15 protein-coding genes are annotated in these 17,456 nt (G+C 62.5%); 10 read left to right on the top strand and 5 right to left on the bottom strand.

The window, feature by feature from the left end:
- Positions 1–47: 47 nt before the first annotated feature.
- From ligB to F8N82_RS22745, 3 genes are all read right to left on the bottom strand, one after another.
- Positions 48–1,727: an NAD-dependent DNA ligase LigB gene (ligB, locus tag F8N82_RS22755; protein ID WP_052251594.1), complete on the bottom strand. Its 1,680-nt coding sequence runs from the start codon at positions 1,725–1,727 to the stop codon at positions 48–50.
- A 278-nt stretch (positions 1,728–2,005) separates the two neighbouring features.
- Complete coding sequence (metK, locus tag F8N82_RS22750; protein ID WP_038997515.1) at positions 2,006–3,196, bottom strand: methionine adenosyltransferase; 1,191 nt, start codon at positions 3,194–3,196, stop codon at positions 2,006–2,008.
- A 12-nt stretch (positions 3,197–3,208) separates the two neighbouring features.
- Positions 3,209–4,210, bottom strand: a complete 1,002-nt coding sequence (locus F8N82_RS22745) for an ArsR/SmtB family transcription factor (RefSeq protein ID WP_038997514.1) — start codon at positions 4,208–4,210, stop codon at positions 3,209–3,211.
- A 259-nt stretch (positions 4,211–4,469) separates the two neighbouring features.
- On the opposite strand from F8N82_RS22745, the gene tkt reads away from it, so the two are divergent.
- The 9 genes from tkt (at position 4,470) to F8N82_RS22700 (ending at position 13,790) form a co-directional block, all read left to right on the top strand.
- Entirely contained in the window at positions 4,470–6,467 is a 1,998-nt protein-coding gene (gene tkt / locus F8N82_RS22740) for a transketolase (RefSeq protein ID WP_095162101.1), read from the top strand.
- 103 nt (positions 6,468–6,570) lie between these two features.
- Positions 6,571–7,638 (top strand): erythrose-4-phosphate dehydrogenase, encoded by a 1,068-nt coding sequence (gene epd, locus F8N82_RS22735; RefSeq protein ID WP_038997512.1) that lies wholly within the window; start codon positions 6,571–6,573, stop codon positions 7,636–7,638.
- Positions 7,639–7,650: 12 nt separating this feature from the next.
- Positions 7,651–8,814, top strand: coding sequence for a phosphoglycerate kinase (locus F8N82_RS22730; protein ID WP_038997511.1), 1,164 nt, complete (start codon positions 7,651–7,653; stop codon positions 8,812–8,814).
- Positions 8,815–8,844: 30 nt separating this feature from the next.
- On the top strand, positions 8,845–9,063 hold the full coding sequence (locus tag F8N82_RS22725; protein WP_038997510.1) for a hypothetical protein: 219 nt from the start codon (positions 8,845–8,847) through the stop codon (positions 9,061–9,063).
- Positions 9,064–9,114: 51 nt separating this feature from the next.
- Positions 9,115–9,441 carry an MliC family protein gene (locus F8N82_RS22720; protein ID WP_038997509.1) on the top strand — a complete coding sequence of 109 codons (327 nt, stop codon included), beginning with the start codon at positions 9,115–9,117 and terminating at the stop codon, positions 9,439–9,441.
- A 95-nt stretch (positions 9,442–9,536) separates the two neighbouring features.
- On the top strand, positions 9,537–10,601 hold the full coding sequence (fba, locus tag F8N82_RS22715; RefSeq protein WP_150776734.1) for a class II fructose-bisphosphate aldolase: 1,065 nt from the start codon (positions 9,537–9,539) through the stop codon (positions 10,599–10,601).
- A gap of 213 nt (positions 10,602–10,814) precedes the next feature.
- Complete coding sequence (locus tag F8N82_RS22710; RefSeq protein WP_038997507.1) at positions 10,815–12,935, top strand: putative bifunctional diguanylate cyclase/phosphodiesterase; 2,121 nt, start codon at positions 10,815–10,817, stop codon at positions 12,933–12,935.
- Between the two features lie 40 nt (positions 12,936–12,975).
- Complete coding sequence (locus tag F8N82_RS22705; protein ID WP_038997506.1) at positions 12,976–13,476, top strand: YgjP-like metallopeptidase domain-containing protein; 501 nt, start codon at positions 12,976–12,978, stop codon at positions 13,474–13,476.
- Positions 13,477–13,493: 17 nt separating this feature from the next.
- Positions 13,494–13,790 carry a winged helix-turn-helix domain-containing protein gene (locus tag F8N82_RS22700; RefSeq protein ID WP_038997505.1) on the top strand — a complete coding sequence of 99 codons (297 nt, stop codon included), beginning with the start codon at positions 13,494–13,496 and terminating at the stop codon, positions 13,788–13,790.
- A gap of 48 nt (positions 13,791–13,838) precedes the next feature.
- Here the strand turns inward: F8N82_RS22700 and F8N82_RS22695 are convergent, their stop codons facing one another.
- A complete protein-coding gene (locus F8N82_RS22695; RefSeq protein ID WP_038997504.1) occupies positions 13,839–14,291 on the bottom strand; it encodes a GNAT family N-acetyltransferase in 453 nt (150 codons plus the stop codon).
- A 232-nt stretch (positions 14,292–14,523) separates the two neighbouring features.
- Between F8N82_RS22695 and F8N82_RS22690 the strand changes: the two genes are divergently transcribed.
- Positions 14,524–15,264: a substrate-binding periplasmic protein gene (locus F8N82_RS22690; RefSeq protein ID WP_038997503.1), complete on the top strand. Its 741-nt coding sequence runs from the start codon at positions 14,524–14,526 to the stop codon at positions 15,262–15,264.
- Here the strand turns inward: F8N82_RS22690 and yccS are convergent, their stop codons facing one another.
- Positions 15,265–17,448: a YccS family putative transporter gene (gene yccS, locus F8N82_RS22685; RefSeq protein ID WP_038997502.1), complete on the bottom strand. Its 2,184-nt coding sequence runs from the start codon at positions 17,446–17,448 to the stop codon at positions 15,265–15,267.
- Positions 17,449–17,456 lie beyond the last annotated feature (8 nt).

Here is a 17,456-nt window from a genome sequence, read left to right as displayed (position 1 = left end):
TGTCGCGGGCTTGGCAGAACCCATGATGCTGCCCTGATCCGGGAAAATTAGAAACCCTCGATTGTGTGTCTGCGCAATTGTTCGGCCACTATCTGCACCTCCGGCGAGCGGAAAAATGCCAGCAATTGAGCACTGCGCCCGCGACCAATGCCCGGTTCGTTCAGCCACTGCTCGGCATCGCGCTGGAGCAGGCCTGCCCAGGTGGTATCCGCAGCCACGGGCGTTGCGGCTGGAACGCCCAGGGCACTGAGCCAGCGAGCGAAGGGCTGCTGGCGAGCCTGGTCGAAGGCCTGCAGCAAGTGCTGGCGACTGCGCTCACCCAGCCCGGGTACCGATTGCAAGTCTTCATCCTGCAGATCAAGCCAGTCGCCCAGACCACGAACATGCCCGCTGTCGATCAGTTTTTCCCAGGTGCCAGGGCCCAGGCGCGGCATGTCCAAGCCTTGCTTGCCGCTGAGCCAGCTGAGGCGGGCGAGGAACTGGCTGCGGCAGCCTTCGCTTGGTTGCCAGCAACTGAGCGAGTGGTAGCGGGCAGGGTCAGGGGCCTTGAGGTCCAGGCGTTGAACGCTGCGGTGTACTACGTCATCGAGGCGCGGAATGGTCAGCCCGGCCAGGCTGATGGCTGCCTGGTCGCCGGGGCGGATATCCAGTTGCTGCCAGCGTTGAAAGGAGCCGAGGCTGACCTGGCGGATCTGCCGGTCATCCAGTTGCACCGGCTCGATCTTCAGCACCGGGGTGATGCGTCCGGTGCGGCCAATGTTGAACTGCACGTCACTGACTTCAGCCAAGGCCTGGGCAAAGGGGTATTTCCAGGCGGTTATCCAGTGAGGGTCGCGTGCTTGCCAGCGCCTGCCGTCCGGGCGCTTGCCCTGACGCAGCACAACGCCGTCGCTGGCGAACGGCAGCGGGCTGCGGTACCAATGCTCACGCCACCTGGCCGCCTCGGCGAAGCTGCTCAAGGGCTCGCTGTAGCGTTCGCTATGCTCAAAACCCAACGCACTCAGGCCCTTGAGTCGTTCGCGCTGATCGGCCGGCCCCAGCGGCCAGGCCCAGACAAACAACCCGACCACCGCACCCTGTTCGGCACTGATGCGTTTGCGCGCGAGCAGGCCAGCGACATTGCCGCGGGCGTTGAGGCTGCCGGCGTTGGCTTGCACGTGGCCGTCCAGGCGCCAGAACAGTTCGCCCTGGAGCACCAGGTCGAGGGGCTCGGGTAGCTGCTGGTTGAGTGTGCCCAGAGCCGGTATGTGCCGGCTCCAGTCATGGCCATGGATGCCATCGCCGCGGCTGATCAGTTGCACCAGCTTACCGCCGCGATAGACCAGGGTGGCGGCCACGCCGTCCACCTTGGGTTGAATCCACAGGTCTTGCTTGCCGTGCAGCCAGGCTTTGACTGCGGCATCGTCGGCCAGCTTGCCCAGGCCGGTATGGGCAATCGGGTGACGCAGGGGGCCGACGGCGGTTTTCAGCGGGTTGTCCTGCGGCGTGGTCAGCGAGGGGAAGCAGCTTTGCAGATGGCTCAGGCGTGTGCGGCTCTGGTCGTAGAGTTCGTCAGCGACCAGCGAGGCGCCCTGACGGTGATAGTGGTCGTCCCAGTCAGCGAGGGTTTGCTGGAGCTGGCGGATTTCTGCCCGGGCTTGGATAGGCAGCCAGTCAGGACAGGTCTGCGCGTGTGCCGGGAGCAGCCAAAACAAGAGCAGAAGGAACAACAGTGGCTTGTGCAGCATGGCGAGCATCCTTGCTCGGTGAGGTGGAATACCAAGCCTAGGAAAGATTGTTCGCCTTGAGGGTTTGCAACTGTCAGGTCATGTGTCGAGGCGAGCGCTGGCAAGGCCAGCCCCACAGGAGGGAATACGATCCCCAAAAAAAAGGTTCTTCACGGAATCCTGGATAAGCTAGAAACCTCAACATCCCAACCCAAGGATCATAGCCCCCGGCAACCCGTGAAGAACCAAAAAAAAGCCCCGTCCGGTTTCCCGGGCGGGGCTTTTTGACTACCTGGTTTTTACAAACCGGCAGCGGCGCGCAAGGCGTCGACGCGGTCGGTGCGTTCCCAGGTGAAGGTGGTGAAGGTGTCGTCGCCGACAGTCTTCTGCTGCGGGATGCGGCCGAAGTGACCGTAGGCAGCGGTTTCCTGGTACATCGGGTGCAGCAGGTCGAGCATGGTGGTGATCGCGTACGGACGCAGGTCGAAGCACTCGCGCACCAGCTGGACGATCTTGTCGTCGGAGATCTTGCCGGTGCCGAAGGTGTTCAACGAGATCGAAGTCGGCTGCGCAACACCGATGGCGTAGGAAACCTGGATCTCGCAACGCTCGGCCAGGCCGGCGGCGACGATGTTCTTGGCGACATAACGACCGGCGTAGGCAGCGGAACGGTCAACCTTGGACGGGTCCTTGCCGGAGAACGCACCACCGCCGTGACGGGCCATGCCGCCGTAGCTGTCGACGATGATCTTGCGACCGGTCAGGCCACAGTCGCCTACCGGGCCGCCGATGATGAACTGGCCGGTCGGGTTGATGTGGAACTGGGTGTCCTTGTGCAGCAGTTCTGCCGGCAGGGTGTGCTTGACGATCAACTCCATCACCGCTTCCTGCAGGTCTTTTTGCGACACTTCAGGATTGTGCTGGGTTGACAGCACCACGGCGTCGATACCGACGACCTTGCCGCCTTCGTAACGGCAGGTAACCTGTGACTTGGCATCCGGGCGCAGCCACGGCAGCAGGCCGGACTTGCGCGCTTCGGCCTGGCGCTCGACCAGACGGTGCGAGAAGCAGATCGGTGCTGGCATCAGCACGTCGGTTTCGTTGCTGGCGTAGCCGAACATCAGGCCCTGGTCGCCGGCGCCCTGGTCTTCAGGCTTGCTGCGGTCAACGCCCTGGGCAATGTCGACCGACTGCTTGCCGATGATGTTCATGACTGCGCAGGTCGCACCGTCGAAGCCGACGTCGGAGCTGTTGTAGCCGATATCGACGATGACTTTACGAACGATGTCTTCCAGATCGACCCAGGCCGAGGTGGTGACTTCGCCAGCGATGATTGCTACGCCGGTTTTCACCAGGGTTTCGCAGGCTACGCGGGCGAATTTGTCCTGGGTGATGATGGCGTCCAGCACCGCATCCGAAATCTGGTCGGCGATTTTGTCCGGATGCCCTTCAGACACGGACTCGGAGGTGAAAAGGGAGTATTCGCTCATCTCGACGGGTTCCTAAAATTTACCGATGGTGATGTCGCCAGCCGGTCGCTGAAAATGGCGGACCTGAATCTGGAAACCATTACGTAAGCCCACATAGAGGCTGTCCCCGGGAGCCAGTCCCGCAGCGCTGGCCCAACGGGCCAGGTCGTCCTGCTCGAAGCCCAGCCAGATATCGCCACAGGCCTCTCTGGCCCAGCTCTGGTCGTGGCTGCACAACTCTGTTACCAACAGGCTTCCGCCTGGTTTCACGCGGTTGGCCAGCTGCCGCAGGGCTTCGGCCGGGGCGCTGAAATGGTGCAGGACCATGTTCAGCACTACGCAGTCGGCTTCCACATCCGTTGCACTGAGTGCATCGGCCAACTGCAGGTTCACATTAGCCAGACCTTCGCGCTCGCAGACCTGGCGGGCCAGGTCGAGCATGGTCGGGCTGTTGTCCAGGGCAGTGACCCGGGTAAAGCGCCGGGCCAGCTCGGGAAGAAATTCGCCATCGCCGGGGCCCACTTCAAGGGCATCGGCGCTGGCTTCGAAACTGAGTTTGTCGAGCAGGGCCAGCAGGCTTTCGCGGTATTGCGGCAAGCCGGCGATCAAGTCCTGCTGGGCGCGAAATTTCTCTTCGACACGCAGGAAAAAGTCTTGGCTGGTGGCCGCCCGCCGTTGTTGCACCTGGGCGATACGGGCCTGGACCTCATCGGCCAGGCTCAGCCCGTCGACCTCTTCGAGCAAGGCCGCATGCAGCTTGCCGCCCAGGCTCAGGCCGTCGGGCAGGGCGCGGCGGTAGAAGATCGCATTGCCCTCGCGACGGGTCGCCACCAAGCCGGCCTGGGCCAACACCTTGAGGTGATGGCTCATGCCCGACTGGCCGATGGCGAAGATCTGCGCCAGTTCCAGCACGCCGAACGAATCGCTGGCCAGTGCGCGCAATACGTTAAGGCGCAGCGGATCGCCGCCGGCTTTGCACAGGGCAGCCAGCGCATCGCTTTGCTCTTGACGGATCGACGACACGGGTAGGTTCATGGAGCGGCAGTCTAGTCAGGCAGCGATTACCTCGCAAGGCCAATATCAAAAAGTTTTGATATTGCACGATAAGCGGGGCAATTCGTCGCAGTCCAAGCAGCCGATCTGGCTGTTTGCCCGGGTTAACGCCTGATTCTTCTCTCAATCACAGGAAAATCATGCTGCATCGACCATCCGTCATTGCCCCCGGGCACGTGCCTGGGCGAAAATGGCCGCCTTTTTTCGTTTCGTAACTAATTCAACACCCAGGAGATAAGCGATGCCCAGCCGTCGTGAGCGTGCCAACGCCATTCGTGCCCTCAGCATGGATGCCGTGCAAAAGGCCAACAGCGGCCACCCCGGTGCCCCTATGGGCATGGCGGATATCGCCGAGGTTCTGTGGCGTGACTACCTGAAGCACAACCCGACCAACCCGAACTTCGCTGACCGTGACCGCTTTGTGCTGTCCAACGGCCACGGTTCGATGCTGATCTACTCGCTGCTGCACCTCACAGGTTACGACCTGTCGATCGACGACCTGAAGGGCTTCCGTCAACTGCACAGCCGTACCCCGGGCCACCCGGAGCTCGGTTACACCCCGGGCGTCGAGACCACCACTGGCCCATTGGGTCAGGGCCTGGCCAATGCCGTCGGTTTCGCCCTGGCGGAAAAAGTCCTGGCTGGCCAGTTCAACCGCGAAGGTCACAACGTCGTCGATCACCACACCTATGTGTTCCTGGGTGATGGTTGCATGATGGAAGGCATTTCCCACGAAGTCGCTTCCCTGGCCGGTACCCTGGGCCTGGGCAAGCTGATCGCCTTCTACGATGACAACGGCATCTCCATCGACGGTGAAGTCGAAGGGTGGTTCACCGATGACACGCCAAAGCGTTTCGAAGCCTACGGTTGGCAGGTGATCCGCAATGTCGACGGCCATGACGCCGACGAGATCCGCACCGCCATCGATACCGCACGCAAGAGCGAGCAGCCGACCCTGATCTGCTGCAAGACCATCATCGGTTTCGGCTCGCCGAACAAGCAGGGCAAGGAAGATTGCCACGGTGCTCCGCTGGGCAACGACGAAATCGCCCTGGCGCGCAAAGCGCTGAACTGGAACCACGGTCCATTCGAAATCCCGGCCGATATCTATGCCGAGTGGGATGCCAAGGAAGCCGGTAAAGCCGTTGAAGCCGAATGGGACCAGCGTTTTGCTGCCTACTCCGCGGCTCACCCGGAGCTGGCCAATGAGCTGGTGCGTCGCCTGAGCGGTGACCTGCCGGCTGATTTCGCCGAAAAAGCAGCGGCCTACATTGCTGAAGTCGCGGCCAAGGGCGAGACCATCGCCAGCCGTAAAGCCAGCCAGAACGCCCTGAACGCCTTCGGCCCGCTGCTGCCTGAACTGCTGGGCGGCTCGGCTGACCTTGCCGGCTCCAACCTGACCCTGTGGAAAGGCTGCAAAGGCGTCAGCGCTGAAGACGCCAGCGGCAACTACATGTTCTACGGCGTGCGCGAGTTCGGCATGACCGCGATCATGAACGGCGTTGCCCTGCACGGCGGCCTGGTGCCTTACGGCGCGACCTTCCTGATGTTCATGGAATACGCCCGCAACGCGGTGCGCATGTCGGCGCTGATGAAGCAGCGGGTCATCCACGTTTACACCCACGACTCCATCGGTCTGGGCGAAGACGGCCCGACCCACCAGCCGATCGAACAGCTGACCAGCCTGCGCAGCACCCCGAACCTGGACACCTGGCGCCCAGCCGATGCCGTCGAATCGGCGGTCTCCTGGAAGTTCGCCCTGGAGCGTAAAGACGGCCCATCGGCGCTGATCTTCTCGCGCCAGAACTTGCAGCACCAGGAGCGTGATGCCGAGCAGATCGCCAACATCAGTCGCGGTGGCTACGTCCTCAAAGACTGCGCCGGCGAGCCTGAGCTGATCCTGATCGCTACCGGTTCGGAAGTCGGCCTGGCGGTTCAGGCCTTCGACAAGCTGACCGAGCAAGGCCGCAAGGTCCGCGTCGTGTCGATGCCATCGACCAGCGTCTTCGACGCCCAGGATGCTGGCTACAAGCAGTCGGTGCTGCCGCTGCAAGTCGGCGCGCGTATCGCCATCGAAGCGGCTCATGCCGACTTCTGGTACAAGTACGTCGGCCTCGAAGGCCGCGTCATCGGCATGACCACCTACGGCGAGTCGGCACCTGCGTCGGCCCTGTTCGAAGAGTTCGGTTTCACCCTGGAAAACATCCTGGGTACTGCTGAAGAGCTGCTGGAAGACTGATCAACAGTGCTGGATTTATCGCGGGGCAAGCCCGCTCCTACAGTTTTGTAGGAGCGGGCTTGCCCCGCGATTGCAGATAACGCTTCTGTTCCGTGAGCATCCCATGCCCCAATCGCGTCCTTACAAAGTTGCACTCAACGGCTACGGCCGTATTGGTCGTTGCGTCTTGCGCGCACTCTTTGAACGGGGGGCGAAGGCGGGCTTCGAGATCGTTGCACTGAACGACCTGGCCGACCAGGCCAGTATCGAATACCTGACACGCTTCGACTCCACCCACGGGCGTTTCCCCGGCGAGGTGAAGGTCGACGGCGATTGTCTGCATATCAATGGCGACTGCGTGAAGGTCTTGCGCAGTGCCACCCCGGAAGGGGTCGACTGGGCGGCGCTCGACGTCGACCTGGTGCTGGAGTGTTCCGGCGCCTACAACACCCGCGCCGATGCCCAGCGCTTTCTTGACGCCGGTGCGCCACGGGTGCTGTTCTCCCAGCCCATGGCCAGTGAGGCGGATGTCGACGCCACGGTGGTCTACGGCATCAACCAGGATTGCCTGGACGGCACCGAGAAGCTGGTATCCAACGCTTCCTGCACCACCAACTGCGGCGTGCCGCTGCTGCGGGTGCTGGACCTGGCCTTTGGCCTGGAGTACGTGTCGATTACCACCATTCACTCGGCGATGAACGACCAGCCGGTGATCGACGCCTATCACCACGAAGACCTGCGCCGTACCCGTTCGGCGTTCCAGTCGGTGATCCCGGTGTCCACGGGCCTGGCCCGTGGTATCGAACGGCTGCTGCCGGAACTTGCCGGGCGAATTCAGGCCAAAGCCGTACGCGTGCCGACCGTCAACGTGTCGTGCCTGGACATCACCCTGCAGACCTCCCGCGATACCACTGCGGCCGAGGTCAACCGGGTGCTGCGCGAAGCCGCCCTGAGCGGTCCGCTGCAGGGTCTGCTGGCCTACACTGAACTGCCGCACGCCAGTTGTGATTTCAACCATGACCCGCATTCGGCCATTGTCGATGCCAGCCAGACTCGCGTTTCCGGCCCCCGGCTGGTCAACCTGCTGGCCTGGTTCGACAACGAATGGGGTTTTGCCAACCGTATGCTCGACGTTGCCGATCACTTTCTGCACGTCGTCAATCAAACCCGCTCCACTTGTAAACAGCCCTGAAGGACTGCATTCATGACCGTGTTGAAGATGACCGACCTCGATCTGCAAGGTAAGCGCGTACTGATCCGCGAAGACCTCAACGTGCCTGTGAAGGACGGTGTGGTTGCCAGCGATGCGCGCATCCTCGCTTCGCTGCCGACCATCAAGCTGGCCCTGGAAAAGGGCGCGGCCGTGATGGTCTGCTCGCACCTGGGCCGCCCAAGCGAAGGCGAATTCTCTGCCGAGAACAGCCTCAAGCCGGTCGCCGAGTACCTGAGCAAGGCCCTGGGCCGCGACGTACCGCTGGTTGCCGACTACCTCGAGGGTGTCGAAATCAAGGCCGGTGACATCGTCCTGTTCGAGAACGTGCGCTTCAACAAGGGCGAAAAGAAGAACGCCGACGAGCTGGCGCAGAAGTACGCCGCCCTGTGCGACGTGTTCGTGATGGACGCTTTCGGTACCGCTCACCGCGCCGAAGGCTCGACACACGGCGTGGCCAAGTTCGCCAAGGTCGCGGCTGCTGGCCCGCTGCTGGCTGCCGAGCTGGATGCCCTGGGCAAGGCCCTGAAAGCCCCGGCCAAGCCGATGGCGGCCATTGTTGCCGGCTCCAAGGTCTCGACCAAGCTGGACGTGCTCAACAGCCTGAGCCAGATCTGCGACCTGCTGATCGTTGGCGGCGGCATCGCCAACACCTTCCTGGCTGCGGCCGGTCATCCCGTCGGCAAGTCGCTGTACGAGCCTGACCTGATCGACACCGCCAAGTCCATCGCCGCCAAGGTCAACGTACCGCTGCCGGTCGACGTGGTGGCTGCCAAGGAATTTGCCGAAAGCGCCGCAGCGACCGTCAAGCTGGTTGCCGACGTTGCCGAAGACGACATGATCCTCGACATCGGCCCGCAAACCGCGGCCAACTTCGCCGAGCTGCTGAAGTCGTCGAATACTATCCTGTGGAACGGCCCGGTCGGCGTGTTCGAATTCGACCAGTTCGGTAACGGCACCAAGGTTCTGGCCCAGGCCATCGCCCAGAGCGCTGCGTTCTCCATCGCCGGTGGTGGCGACACCCTGGCGGCCATCGACAAATATGGCGTTGCCGAGCAAATCTCCTACATTTCTACCGGTGGCGGTGCATTCCTCGAGTTCGTCGAAGGTAAAGTGCTGCCGGCCGTTGAAATGCTGGAACAGCGGGCCAAGGCCTGATCCATTCGGCCTGGCAAAGGGAGCGACCCGATGGTCAAGCAATTGCCTGTGATTATCCTGGCCGGGCTGCTCGGCGCTTGCTCCAGTAACCCGGAGCAGGCGACGCCAAAGCCCGGTGCGCCGAAAGGCGGCTGCTATCAGTCTGAATGGCAGGCTGAAACGGCACCGGTAATCAACAAAAGGCTGGGCCCGGATGGCCTGGAAAAATACGACGACGAACATCAGCGTCGGGCCCAGGGTTGCCCTTGATCGGTTCACGGCAACCTACTGGCCGGTTTGTGGTCTGCTAGAGGATATTGGATGAAAGCGGTAGCGGCCTTGATGGCCCTGGCAGTACTCGGTGGTTGTGCAAGCCTCAAGCCTGCGCCAACCCCGACCGACAACTGGACCCGTTGGGTCTGTGACAGCCAGGCCGAAGTGCTTTGGCGCTTTACCGATAGCAGCCAGCAGGACGTGGACGTACGCCTGGGTGGCGGCGACCAGGTCTACCGGCTCAAGCCGGAGCCCAGTGGCTCGGGTGCGTTGTACAGCGATGGAGTGCTGGCGTTCCACAGCAAGGGTGACGAAGGCCTGGTGTACTGGGTCGCCACCAACGATTTGATAGGGCGGGGCTGCAAGGCGCCGTGACTGGCCGGGCCTCGAAGGCCCACACTACTTGAATAGCAACCGCCGCTGCGGCAGGCTTGCACGAAAAACGACGCTTGTCGGGAGAGAGATACACAATGGCACTCATTAGCATGCGCCAGATGCTGGACCACGCCGCTGAATTCGGCTACGGCGTTCCAGCTTTCAACGTCAACAACCTTGAGCAGATGCGCGCCATCATGGAAGCCGCTGACAAGACCGACTCCCCGGTGATTGTCCAGGCCTCGGCCGGTGCCCGCAAATACGCTGGCGCGCCGTTCCTGCGCCACCTGATCCTGGCTGCCATCGAAGAATTCCCGCACATCCCGGTGTGCATGCACCAGGACCACGGGACCAGCCCTGATGTCTGCCAGCGCTCGATCCAGCTGGGCTTCAGTTCGGTAATGATGGACGGCTCGCTGGGCGAAGACGGCAAGACCCCGACCGACTACGAGTACAACGTGCGCGTTACTCAACAAACCGTTGCCATGGCTCACGCCTGCGGCGTTTCGGTTGAAGGCGAGCTGGGTTGCCTGGGTTCGCTGGAAACCGGCATGGCCGGTGAAGAAGACGGTATCGGCGCCGAAGGCGTGCTGGATCACAGCCAGATGCTGACCGATCCGGAAGAAGCCGCCGACTTCGTCAAGAAGACCCAGGTCGACGCCCTGGCCATCGCCATCGGTACCAGCCACGGTGCCTACAAGTTCACCAAGCCGCCTACCGGTGACGTGCTGGCGATCGACCGCATCAAGGAAATCCACAAGCGCATCCCCAACACCCACCTGGTGATGCATGGTTCGTCCTCGGTACCGCAAGGGTGGCTGGCGATCATCAACCAGTACGGCGGCGACATCAAAGAAACCTACGGCGTGCCGGTTGAAGAAATCGTTGAAGGCATCAAGTACGGCGTGCGCAAGGTCAACATCGATACCGACCTGCGCCTGGCGTCCACCGGTGCCATGCGTCGCCTGATGGCCACCAACCCGAGCGAATTCGACCCACGCAAGTTCTTCGGCGAAACCGTCAAGGCCATGCGCGACGTCTGCATCGCCCGTTACGAAGCTTTCGGCACCGCTGGCAACGCCTCGAAGATCAAACCGATCTCCCTGGAAGCGATGTTCCAGCGCTACGCCAAGGGTGAGCTGGCCGCCAAGGTCAACTAAGCCTGAACAGAAAAGCCCGCAGCGATGCGGGCTTTTTTGTGCCTGCGCGCCAGGGAAGCGACGCGCATGGCCCGCACGGACAGACCGTTAGTCGGCTAACAGGCCATTCCAGCCATGATGGCAATGTGCTGACTTCAGATTTATGGCAGCCGGGTCTAGAGTTACGCACAGATTTCAGCCGAAGTCCGGCATTGGTGTCCTAAGAGAAGCAGCATGGATTGCGCGCAACTTCAGTCACACGATAGCGGCTCAGTACTGCTGGTCGTTGATGACTACCCGGAAAACCTGATCAGTATGCGGGCCTTGCTGGCCCGCCAGGATTGGCAAGTACTCACCGCGAGCTCGGGGACGGAAGCCCTGAGCGCGCTGCTCGAGCATGAAGTGGACCTGGTGCTGCTGGATGTGCAGATGCCGGGCATGGACGGTTTCGAGGTCGCCCGTTTGATGCGCGGCAGCCAGCGTACGCGGCTGACGCCGATCATCTTCCTCACCGCCAACGAGCAGTCCCAGGCTTCTGTGCTCAAGGGCTACGCCAGCGGTGCGGTGGATTACCTGTTCAAACCCTTCGACCCGCAGATACTCAAGCCCAAGGTCCAGGCCTTGCTCGAGCAGCAGCGCAACCGGCGCTCGTTGCAGCGCTTGAGCCGCGACCTGGAAGCGGCGCGGGCCTTCAATGCCTCAGTGCTCAACAACGCTGCCGAAGGCATTCTGGTGGTGGGTGAAAAGGGTGAGATCACCTTTGCCAATCCGGCCATTTCCCAGTTGCTCGAAGCCCCGGTGGAGGTGCTGCAAGGCGCCAGCTTGCTGGATTTCGTGCAATCGCCGGGGATGACGTTGTGGGCCGAGTCGGCCTTCTACCAGGCCTACCTGGATCGGCAGATCTTCCGTATCCACGATGCCCTGCTGCGCACAGCCGGCGGCCAGCCGGTGCCGGTGGCGCTGTCCTGTTCACCCTTGACCGACGGCCAGCGCGCCATGGTGGTGACGGTGCTGGACATGTCGGTGGTGCGCAACCTGCACCAGCAGCTGGAGTTTCAGGCGGTCACCGACCCCTTGACCGGGCTGCTTAACCGCCGCGGCTTCTACCAGGCTGCCGAAAGCGCCCTGGTGCGTAGCGAACGCAGCGACAAGGCCCAGGCGCTGATGTACCTGGATCTGGACGGTTTCAAGCGCATCAATGACTTTCTCGGTCATGAGGCGGGCGACCGTGTGCTGCATTGGGTCGCCGAGCAGCTCAAGGATTGCCTGGGCGCCAGTGCGATCCTGGCGCGCATGGGCGGTGATGAGTTCACTGCACTGTTCGATGCCCTGGAGTACCCCGAACAGGCTGCGCGCTTTGCCGAGCGGGTGATCGAGCGCATGTCGATCTGTCAGCAGATAGAAGGCATGGAAGTGACGCTGGGGGTGAGTATCGGTATCGCCACCTACCCCGATTGTGGCGCCAGCCTCGACGGCCTGCTGCGCGCGGCCGATGCCGCGATGTATGCGGCCAAGCAGGCCGGGCGTCAGCAGTATCGCTATTACGATCAGGACCTCAATGGCCGCGCGCGTTCTCGGCTGATGCTCGAAGACTCGGTGCGCAGCGCCATCGAGCACAAGGACTTCAGCCTGGTCTATCAGCCCCAGGTGGCCTTTGCCGATGGGCGTCTGCGCGGGTTCGAGGCACTGTTGCGCTGGCAGCATCCCAGCGTTGGCGATGTCCCGCCAGGGTTGTTCCTGCCCTTGCTGGAAGAGGCGCGCCTGATCTCACGCCTGGCCAGCTGGATCTATGCCCAGGGTGTGGCGCAGCGTCGCGACTGGCAGGAATGTTTTGAGCCGGGCCTGGTGCTGGGGATCAGCCTCAGCCGTGTGCAGTTCGCCATGCCCAACCTGGCCGAGGAGCTCGGTCGGGTGATCGCCAGTCAGGGCCTTGATCCTTCGCAGTTGGAGGTCGAAGTGGCCGAGACCTCGTTGATGGTCAATAGCGATGTGGCCTTGAAACAGTTGCACAAGCTGCGAGAGCTGGGCGTACGCATCGCCCTCGACGACTTCGGTGTTGGCGACTGTTCGTTGCGCATGCTGCGCGACCTGCCGATCGATACCCTCAAGCTTGATCGCCATCTGGTCGCGCGTTTGCCTGGATCGAAAGCGGACGCTGCGTTGGTGCGTGCCGTGATCGAGCTGTGCCGCCAGTACGCGATCAGTGTGATCGCCGAAGGCGTCGAAACCCGCGAGCAAGCGCAATGGCTGCAAGCCAATGGTTGCGAGTATGTGCAGGGCTTTCTGGTGGCGCGGCCCATGACGCCGGGGGATGCCGGAGCGTTTCCGGGCTTTTTTGACTGGCAACGGCTGTAGTTGGTTACACTGGGCGCTTTTATCGTCAGCCGTTTTGACCATGACCGTGCTCAAGTACCTGCAAGCCTATCCGCCCGCCCTGCAAGACCAGGTTCGCCAGTTGATTGCCAGCAATCGCCTGGGCGACTACCTGCAGCAGCGCTATCCGGACAAGCATGCGGTGCACAGCGACAAGGCGCTGTACGCCTATGCCCAGACGCTCAAGCAGGAGCACCTGCGCAATGCGCCGAACCTCGACAAGGTGCTGTTCGACAACCGTCTTGACCTCACCCATCGTGCACTCGGCCTGCACACGGCGGTGTCGCGGGTACAGGGCGGCAAGTTGAAGGCCAAGAAGGAAATCCGCATCGCCTCGTTGTTCAAGGACGCGGCGCCGCAGTTTTTGAAGATGATCGTGGTACACGAACTGGCGCACTTGAAAGAGTCCGATCATAACAAGGCGTTCTACCAGCTCTGCGAATACATGCAGCCGGGCTACCATCAACTGGAATTCGACCTGCGGGTTTACCTGACCTACCGTGAGCTGCCCGCCAGCCTGTAGGCCCTGAGGATTTGCCAATGGAAGTGAGCAAGACCAAGAGCAGTTTCTACCGCCGGCTGTATGTCGCCTGGCTGATCGACAGCCAGACCGCCAGTACTGTCCCGGCCTTGATGGAAGCCACCGGCATGCCCCGGCGCACTGCCCAGGACACCATTGCCGCTCTGGCCGACCTGGATATCGTCTGCGAGTTCGAGCAGCAGGACGGGGCGCGCAACCACGCCGGGCACTACCGGATCCGCGACTGGGGAGCGATCGACAAGCAGTGGATCACCCAGCATCTGCGCAGTGTTCGTGAGGTGCTGGGGTATCCCTGAGGGCCTCATCGCGGGGCAATGTGGGAGTGGGCTTGCCCCGCGATACTGCTACCCCCGCCGCATTCCAATATGCGCAATATCGTCTTCGAGAAACACCTCTCCCGCCACCTTGAAGCCATGGCGCGCATAGTAATCCTGCAGGTGCGCCTGGGCTGAAAGGTACACCGGCACCTCGGGCCAGAGTTCCTCTGCGTATTTGAGCCCATGCTCCATCAGCTCATGGCCCAGCCCGCGACCGCGCGCGTCGGGGGCTATCAGCACCCGGCCGATGACCACGTCACCGCCTTGGGATTGCGGATCGAGCAAGCGCAGGTAAGCCAGCAGGTTGTCACCCTCCCAGGCCATCAGGTGGCAGGTGTCGCCTTCCAGGTCCTGGCCATCGACTTCCTGATAGGGGCATTTCTGTTCGACCACGAACACTTCGGTGCGCAGTCGCAGAATGGCATAGAGTTGTTCCTTGCCAATGTCACTGTGGTGTTTGCAGATCCAATCGATGGCCATGGGCGTCTCTCAAACGGTTGATACCCCTGATCATGGCAGACAGTGGGGCGAGGGTCTAATTGCTCCAGGTCAACACAGGCTCGAAGTCGACCGGAATAGAGGCCATTTGATATCATTTGCCTCTGCCCGATGACTTCTTCTTTGTGTAACCTGCGATGGCTGATTGGCACTGAACATTCTCAAGCAGTTGAAATCAACGGCGCGAACCAGGGGTTCGCTAAAGGATTTGAGCATGCGGCCATTGCTTCGAGTCTTGGCTTCAACGGGAATACTGCTACTGCTGAGCACTTCGGCGCAGGCCACCACGCTGCGTCTGGTAGCCGACAGCTGGCCGCCCTTTACCGATGCCAACATGGCCAACGGTGGCCTGGCCACGGCCATCGTCACCACAGCCCTGACCCGTGCCGGCTATACCAGCCAGTATGAGCAGGTGCCCTGGGCGCGGGCGCTGCTGGGGGTTGGGGACGGGCGCTACGATGTGCTGGTCAATGCCTGGTACAACGACTCGCGCACGCAGATAGGCCAGTTTTCCGCCAGCTACCTGACCAACCGTATCCGCCTGCTCAAGCGCAAAGGCGATGCGCTGCGTTTCAACTCCTTGAGCGACCTCTACCCGTTCCCCATCGCTGTGGTGCGCGATTATGCCTACTCGCCCGAGTTCGACAGCGACACCCATCTGCAGAAGGTTCCGGTACGCAGTTTTTCCGTCGCCGTCGGCATGCTGGCCGCCGGCCGTGTGAGCCTGGCACTGGAGGATGAATTCGTTGCCGGGTATTTCCTCAAGCGTGAACCGAAAGAGGTGCGTGAGGCGGTGGAGTTCTTCGACAAGCCGGTCAGCGAGAACAGCCTGCATATCCTCGTCAGCCTGAAGAACCCTGAGCACCAGCAGATCGTCGCCGGCTTCGACCGTGCCATTGCCCAGATGAAAGCCGACGGCAGCTATGCCCGGCTGCTCAAACAGCACGGCCTGTAATCAGGCCGGCGCGCTGTCCTTGATCAGATGCGCGGCGAGGGTGCGCAGCGGCGCCAGTTGCCGGCAGATCAGCGCCAGCTGGGTTTGCACCAGACGCTGGTGTTCATCGAGCTCTTCGGGCATCTGCTCAAGGTCATTGGCCAGGGTTTCTTCGGCATCGCTGTGGATCGCCACCGGCAGCTTGCTGGCCAGGCCTTCGGCAATCTCGTCCAGGCTGTTGGCCAGGCTCGCCCCGGCGCCATCGATCAATTGCTGGCGAACCTCGGCATCCAGCGCGGTGTCGCGGTGCGCGCCAAGGCCCGAAAGATAGCTGAGCAGGGTGTGCGACAGCACCAGGAAGCGGAAGCCGACGTCCGCCTCCTTACGAAAATGCCCGGGCTCCATGAGCATGTTGGCCAGGGTGGTCGACAGCGCCGCGTCGGCGTTGTGGGCGTTGCGCCGGGCCAGGCGGTAGGCCAGGTCGTCACTTTTGCCCTGAGCATACTGCTGCATGATCTGACGCAGGTAGGTGCTGTTGCAACTGAGGGTGTTGGCCAGCACCTTGTTCAGCCGCCGCCCCTGCCAGTCCGGGAGGAACAGGAACACCGCGAGGATGGCGATCAGGCTGCCCACCAGGGTATCGAACAGCCGCGGCAGGAACAGCCCGTAGCCATCACCGATCTGGTTGAAGCAGAACAGCACCATCAGGGTAATTGCCGCCGTGGCCAGGGTGTAGCGGGTGGTGCGGTTGACGAAGAACACCACCCCGGCGGCGACGGCGAACAGCGACTGGATGATCGGGCTGGGGAACAGGTCGAACAGCGCCCAGCCGACGGTCAGGCCGATGGCGGTGCCGATGATCCGTTGCCCCAGCTTGCGCCGCGTGGCACCGTAGTTGGGCTGGCAGACGAACAGGGTGGTGAGGATGATCCAGTAGCCCTGGGTCGGGTGAATCAAGTGGACCATGCCATAGCCGATCGACAGCGCCAGGGGCAGGCGCAGGGCATGGCGGAACAGCAATGAGGTCGGCGTCAGTTGCTGGCGCAGGCGGCTCCAGACGTCCTTGAAATTGCGCGGTGAGCGGTCGAGCAGGCTGCTGTCGCTGGCATCGGCGAGGTTGTCGGGGTTGCTGGCGTCGCTGAGCAGGCGGTCGAGGGTCGCCAGGTTCGCCGCCAGCGCCCGCAGCGAGCGCAGCAGGCCACGCCAGGCCGGGTTGCTCTGGATGCGCAGGTGTTCGAGCGAGGCGTGCAGGTCTTCCAGGGCCTGGGCGAAGCTGGTGTCGTAGGTGAATGGCTGGCGCAGTTGGATGGACTCGGACAGCTGCTGGCAGGCCACGCCCTGCTGGCGCAGCAGGCGCTGGCAGCGGAACAGCACGTCGCTATGGAAGAAGGCTTCGGTCAGGGCGTTGTACGGGTAGTGCGAGGAGCTGGCGCGCTCGTGGATGTCCTGGGCGAGGAAGTACAGCTTCAGGTAGCGGCTGACTTTCGATCCCGGCCGGCCATTGCCGACCCGGTGCAGGATGATTTCCTTGGCTGCGTTGAGCGCGGCCACCACCCGACCGTTCTGCTGCGCCAGTTCCAGGCGGCGGGCCTCGACATCCAGTTGGCGTATGGGTTCGAACAGCGTGGCCTTGAGCTTGAGGTAGCGCCCCAGCTCGCGGAACAGCCGAGCCAGGCTCTGTTGCACCGGCTGGTTGGAGAACAGCGCCTGCCACAGCACCGAAAGCAGGCCGTACCAGGCGGCGCCGGCCACCAGCAGCAGGGGTTCGTGCCAGAAGTCAGTGACTTCGCCGCCGCGCTGGTCGACGCCGATCATGGTATAGACCGACAAGATCAGTGTCGCCGAGGCAATCGCGCCGTAGCGCTCGCCGAGGGCGCCGAGCATGGTCAGGGCGAAGCTGGCCAGGGCCAGGGCGCAGCCGAAGATGATCGGGTAGGGGAACAGCAACTCCACCGACAGCGCGGCGATGGTGAAGCACACCAGGGTGACGGCCAGGGCGTTCAGGCGCCCCTGCCAGCTGTCGTCGGTCTCGGCCAGGGCGCTGGCGATAATCCCCAGAAACAGCGGGATCAGCAGGCTCATCTCGTCCTTGTACCAGCACAGCAGCATGCTGCCGGTCAGGGCGATGAGGACGCGGATGGCGTAGCTGAACTTGTCCAGGGCCCAGAGGCGGCGCAACGATTGGCTGAACGAGGAAGATGACATGTCGGGTG

The organism is Pseudomonas fluorescens, from assembly GCF_902497775.2.
In the GTDB taxonomy this organism is placed as follows: domain Bacteria; phylum Pseudomonadota; class Gammaproteobacteria; order Pseudomonadales; family Pseudomonadaceae; genus Aquipseudomonas; species Aquipseudomonas putida_F.
This window is presented reverse-complemented; position numbering and strand designations above follow the sequence as displayed.

What these genes read in the sequence shown, in the direction of transcription:
- tkt (WP_095162101.1), top strand. Translation starts at nt 4,470, where the DNA reads ATGCCCAGCCGTCGTGAGCGTGCCAACGCCATTCGTGCCCTCAGCATG.
- F8N82_RS22695 (WP_038997504.1), bottom strand. Translation starts at nt 14,291, where the DNA reads ATGGCCATCGATTGGATCTGCAAACACCACAGTGACATTGGCAAGGAA.
- F8N82_RS22720 (WP_038997509.1), top strand. Translation starts at nt 9,115, where the DNA reads ATGAAAGCGGTAGCGGCCTTGATGGCCCTGGCAGTACTCGGTGGTTGT.
- epd (WP_038997512.1), top strand. Translation starts at nt 6,571, where the DNA reads ATGCCCCAATCGCGTCCTTACAAAGTTGCACTCAACGGCTACGGCCGT.
- F8N82_RS22700 (WP_038997505.1), top strand. Translation starts at nt 13,494, where the DNA reads ATGGAAGTGAGCAAGACCAAGAGCAGTTTCTACCGCCGGCTGTATGTC.
- F8N82_RS22710 (WP_038997507.1), top strand. Translation starts at nt 10,815, where the DNA reads ATGGATTGCGCGCAACTTCAGTCACACGATAGCGGCTCAGTACTGCTG.
- F8N82_RS22725 (WP_038997510.1), top strand. Translation starts at nt 8,845, where the DNA reads ATGGTCAAGCAATTGCCTGTGATTATCCTGGCCGGGCTGCTCGGCGCT.
- F8N82_RS22730 (WP_038997511.1), top strand. Translation starts at nt 7,651, where the DNA reads ATGACCGTGTTGAAGATGACCGACCTCGATCTGCAAGGTAAGCGCGTA.
- F8N82_RS22745 (WP_038997514.1), bottom strand. Translation starts at nt 4,210, where the DNA reads ATGAACCTACCCGTGTCGTCGATCCGTCAAGAGCAAAGCGATGCGCTG.
- F8N82_RS22705 (WP_038997506.1), top strand. Translation starts at nt 12,976, where the DNA reads ATGACCGTGCTCAAGTACCTGCAAGCCTATCCGCCCGCCCTGCAAGAC.
- F8N82_RS22690 (WP_038997503.1), top strand. Translation starts at nt 14,524, where the DNA reads ATGCGGCCATTGCTTCGAGTCTTGGCTTCAACGGGAATACTGCTACTG.
- yccS (WP_038997502.1), bottom strand. Translation starts at nt 17,448, where the DNA reads ATGTCATCTTCCTCGTTCAGCCAATCGTTGCGCCGCCTCTGGGCCCTG.
- ligB (WP_052251594.1), bottom strand. Translation starts at nt 1,727, where the DNA reads ATGCTGCACAAGCCACTGTTGTTCCTTCTGCTCTTGTTTTGGCTGCTC.
- fba (WP_150776734.1), top strand. Translation starts at nt 9,537, where the DNA reads ATGGCACTCATTAGCATGCGCCAGATGCTGGACCACGCCGCTGAATTC.
- metK (WP_038997515.1), bottom strand. Translation starts at nt 3,196, where the DNA reads ATGAGCGAATACTCCCTTTTCACCTCCGAGTCCGTGTCTGAAGGGCAT.